Source organism: Streptomyces odonnellii (assembly GCF_000981895.1).
Lineage (GTDB): Bacteria > Actinomycetota > Actinomycetes > Streptomycetales > Streptomycetaceae > Streptomyces > Streptomyces odonnellii.
The window spans coordinates 1-4,138 of sequence record NZ_LATD01000516.1 but is presented as its reverse complement, the minus strand read 5'-3'; the positions used below and the strand labels follow the sequence as shown (position 1 = coordinate 4,138).

The following is a 4,138-nucleotide window of genomic DNA, read 5'->3' as shown; positions in this document are numbered from 1 at the left end:
GCAGATGTTCCGGTGGGGCGGGACGGTTCAGCGGGGAGAGGAAGCGGATTCGGCCGGTACGGGCACAAGGCCGGTGGCGGGCGCGGACTCCGGTCGTACGGGGGCGGTTTCGGCACGGACCATGCCGGACTCGGCCCGGACTGGGACGGGTTCGGCTCGTACAGAGGCGGTCTCCGGTCGTACCGAGCCCTGTTCGAGTGCCACCGGCGCCGCGTCCTGCGCGCTCGCCGGGACCGGGGCCTCCCCCGCTGTCCGTTCCAAGTGGTCGGCGGCGGCCGACTGGCCGCCCGCCTCGCGCAGTGAGCGGCCGATCGCCTCGGCGGCCGAGCGGTGGCCGCCCGCCGGGTCCAGGACCGTTTCGATCGCCGAGGCCAGTCGCTCCGCGTCCACCCGGCCGAAGCGGACCCGTACGCCCGCGCCCGCGTCGACGACCTGGCCGGCGACGATGGGCTGGTCGTCGCGGATCGGGGCGAGGACCAGGGGCAGGCCGTGCCAGAGGGACTCGCAGACCGTGTTGTGACCGGCGTGGCAGACGACCGCGTCCACCCGTGCCAGCAGGTCGAGTTGGGGCACATGTTCACGGACCAGCACGCCCGGCGGCACCGATGTCAGCGTATGGCCCGGGTCGACCACCACGCCCTGCACCCGGTCACGCAGACGGTCCAGCGCCGTGACCGCCTCGGCCAGGAACCGTTCGCCGGCGTCCGCGTTGGCCGTACCGAGCGAGACGAGCACCGTGGAGCGCGCGGGATCCAGCTCGTCCCAGGGGAAGTCCGAGCGGTCCGCACGCGGCGCGATGGCCGGGCCGACCAGATACGTCCGCTCGTGCGGCAGCGGCGCGTCACCGAGCAGCTCGCGCCCGGTGAACGCGATGACGCCGTGCGGCGAGAACCGGGGATCGCCCGTGCGCGCGGGATCGCCGATCCGCGTGCGCAGTCCGCCCAGCAGCTCCTGGAGCCAGGCCCCCACCTTCGGCATCCCGCCCAGCGGATCGACGAGTTCGGCCGAGGTGGTCGCGGAGGTGACATGGACGATCCCGCGCCGCTCGGCCACCAGCGCGCCCGCCACGGCGTGCTGGTCGGTGAGGACGAGGTCCGGCCGGAACGCGTCGATCGCCGCCTCGACCCCCGGCGCCATCGCGTCCGCGAGCGGCACGAAGAACTCCGCCCACAGGAAGCGGAACGCGGCGGGCCCGGTCAGCCCCGGCGGCCTGCGCAGCCCGCCGCCGGGCACCACGCAGTCGTACGCCGTGGCCCCCGCGCCCGCCAGCCGCCGGATCTGCCCGGCATGACCGGCCCACGCCACCTCGTGGCCGCGCCGTACCAGTTCGTCCGCGACCCCGACCAGCGGGTTGACATGCCCGACGAGCGGCGGGACGACCAGCAGGAAGCGGGTCACCGCACCGCCCCGGCCAGGGTGTGTTCCCGTACCCACTCCAGGATCAGCTCCCGGGTCTCCTCGGTCCGCTCGACCAGTACGGAGTGCCCCTGCTCGGTGAGGACGACCGTACGGCAGGACGCCAGCTTGGCCTCCAGGCCGGGCACTTGGGCGCTCAGCCCGGACTCGTCGCCGAAGATCGCCAGCACCGGGCAGCCGAGCGCGCCGAGGTCGTCGCCGATGACCCGGCCGGCCGGGATGTCCTCGGCAAGCGTGGTGGTACGGAGGATCCGGCTCGCGCCCCGGGAGAGCCGGGCGGTGTGCGCGCCGTGCTTGGCCGAGATCCAGCTGATGACCTCTTCGCGGGCGAGCCGGTTCTTGGCGTCCGCGAGGCCGTCGGCCATGTGCCGCGTCCACTCCTCGACCGGCGGCTCGGACTCGATCATGGTGACCGTGGCGACCCGGTCGGGGTGCCACGCGGCGAGGGCCGCGGCGACCGTACCGCCGAAGGAGTTGCCGACCACATGCACCCGGCGCCGCTCGTCCAGCGCGTCCAGCAGTCCGACGAGGTCGGCCACGAAGGACTCCAGCCGGTAGCCGGTGGCGGGCCGGTCGCTGCGGCCGTGCCCCCGCAGGTCGTACATGATCACGTCATGGCCCGCCGCGGCGAAGTCCGGGCCGAGGGTGAAGTAGTAGCTGGCGAGGCTGTCGGTGAGCAGGCCGTGCACGAACACGACCACGGGCGGCTCGCCGCCGTCCGCGGGCCGGACCGCCGCGGGCAGCCGCTGGACATGCGTGGTGATCTCGCCGGTGCTGATCTTGGCCATGGGTCAGCCCTCCGTACCGGCGCGCAGGGACGCCGCGACATAGTCGGCCAGCTCACCGACGGTGAGCGCGATGATCTCGTCGAGTTCCAGATCGGCGATGAAGAGGGCGACATTGACCCGGTCGCCGTAGTGCTCACGCAGCGACCCGGCGAGCGTCACAAGATCGATGCTCTCCAGTTCGAGATCGTCGTGGAAGGTGGTCTCCCGGGTGATCTCGGCGTCGTCGAGGCCGTCCTCCGCCAGCAGGTCGCGCAGCATGTCCGCGATGTCCGCCAGTACGGCGGCGTCGTCGGTGCGAGAGGGCGTACGCTCCCCCGGCTCCGCGGTCGCGAAGCCGATCGCCTCAGTGCTCATCAGAACTCTCCTGTCGTGTTGTCACCGGTTGTCGTGGGGTCACCGGTCGTCCAGGCGACGACGTACCGCCGCTCGGGCAGTCCCCGTGGGTTGGTCACATGCCGTACGCGCACCTCGTACGACCGGCCTTCGGTCACCACGCGGAGCCGGTCGTGCTCCGCGGCGACCACGCGGAACGCGGCCGGCCGCCCGCCCAGGCCCGTGCCGCGCGCCTTGGCGACGGCCTCCTTGGCCGTCCAGAACCGGGTGAGCCACTCCGCGCCGCTCTCCGCGGATCCGGCCACCAGGCGGTCGAGAAGGGCGAGTTCGGCCGGGCCGCACACGGTCTCCGCGGTGGACCTCGGCCGCTCGGTGATCTCCTCGATGTCGATCCCGCAGGGCCCGCGCCGGGCGATCGCCACCCCGCTCTCGCGGCAGTGCGCGATCGACACGGTCAGCTCACCGGTCTCGCGCCCGTGCACCCCGTGGACGAGGGGGCGACCGGTGGTGTCGTTGGCGACGGCGATCTCGGCGGGGTAGATCTCGCCCTCGCCCTCCTGCCAGAGCAGTCCGCGCACCGCGTCCTTGGCGGCGATCCGCCCGAGCAGCCACTGCCGTCTGCGGACCGGCGGCAGTGCCTCGTAGCGGGCGCGCTCGGCACCGCCGAGCACATTGCGCATCATCAGTTCGCGGGTGGCCAGGTCGGGCCACCGCTCGTACACCAGCGACCAGTTCCCGGGTTCGGTCGTGGAGAGGGTGTTGCTGCCGGGGAAGCGGTCCACCGCGCGGATATTGGGATCGGTGTCGAAGCGGCGGTCCTGCCAGCCGGTGAACTCGGCCCAGACCCGCCCGTCCCTGGTGAGCTGCATGTCCGCGGTGAGGGTGAGGGGGGCGACCTCGGTGATACGGATCGCGCACTCCAGCCGCTCGCCCGGGAGCGGGTCGGGACCGTGGAAGCGGATTCGCTCCATCGCCACCGGGAACACCGTGGTGCGCTCGGTGAGCGTGGCCATGATCCAGTAGCCGAGGAGCTGCCCGACATTGTCCAGCAGCGCGCCGGGCGCCTCCGGGGCGGTGATGACTCCCCGTACGTGCAGTTCGCCGATGGCGGTCAGCTCGCTGACGCCCTGGAAGCGCGGGCCGTGGAACATCCACCGCTCGCTGTAGAGCTGTTCGGCCCGCATCTCCGGGGTCCGTTCGGCGGCCGGGTCGACCGGCCAGGCCGCCGGGGGTGCCGGATGACGGTCCGCCAGTTCGACCACCGCGCGGGAGAAGCCGGTGAGGCTCACCTCGACCCGGTCGGGCGCGAGCCGCCGTATCTCCACCGGCACTTCGGCGGCGGGTATGGCCTCGATCCACTTCAGCAGCCGTACGTCGTGGACCGCGACCGCGCGCGTTCCGGGGACGGCCTGTTCGGCGATCCGCATGAGATGCCCGATCACGGTGGTCGCGGGCACGATCGGCCAGCGGTCCGCGTCGTCGGGCCAGCCGGGACGCTGCCGGAAGAAGCAGTGATCGAGGAGGTACGGCATCTCGGCGACGTCCACGCGCAGTACGGCGGGGACGGACGGCGGCAGGGCGGCGGGCAGGGCCGGCCGCCC

At 73.0% G+C, this 4,138-nt stretch carries 4 protein-coding genes; all 4 read right to left on the bottom strand.

Going from position 1 to position 4,138, the window contains the following annotated elements; translation table 11 throughout:
- Window positions 1–27 precede the first annotated feature (27 nt).
- Window positions 28–1,398: a glycosyltransferase gene (locus WH07_RS34270; protein WP_063775881.1), complete on the bottom strand. Its 1,371-nt coding sequence runs from the start codon at window positions 1,396–1,398 to the stop codon at window positions 28–30.
- Window positions 1,395–2,204 carry an alpha/beta fold hydrolase gene (locus WH07_RS34265; RefSeq protein ID WP_046508819.1) on the bottom strand — a complete coding sequence of 270 codons (810 nt, stop codon included), beginning with the start codon at window positions 2,202–2,204 and terminating at the stop codon, window positions 1,395–1,397. The genes WH07_RS34270 and WH07_RS34265 overlap by 4 nt, the downstream gene beginning before the upstream one ends.
- 3 nt (window positions 2,205–2,207) lie before the next feature.
- Complete coding sequence (locus WH07_RS34260) at window positions 2,208–2,558, bottom strand: acyl carrier protein (protein ID WP_046508816.1); 351 nt, start codon at window positions 2,556–2,558, stop codon at window positions 2,208–2,210.
- The coding region (locus tag WH07_RS34255; RefSeq protein ID WP_046508814.1) for a 4'-phosphopantetheinyl transferase superfamily protein at window positions 2,558–4,138 on the bottom strand (1,581 nt) is incomplete at its 5' end. The genes WH07_RS34260 and WH07_RS34255, both read right to left, overlap by 1 nt.

What these genes read in the sequence shown, in the direction of transcription:
- WH07_RS34260 (WP_046508816.1), bottom strand. Translation starts at nt 2,558, where the DNA reads ATGAGCACTGAGGCGATCGGCTTCGCGACCGCGGAGCCGGGGGAGCGT.
- WH07_RS34265 (WP_046508819.1), bottom strand. Translation starts at nt 2,204, where the DNA reads ATGGCCAAGATCAGCACCGGCGAGATCACCACGCATGTCCAGCGGCTG.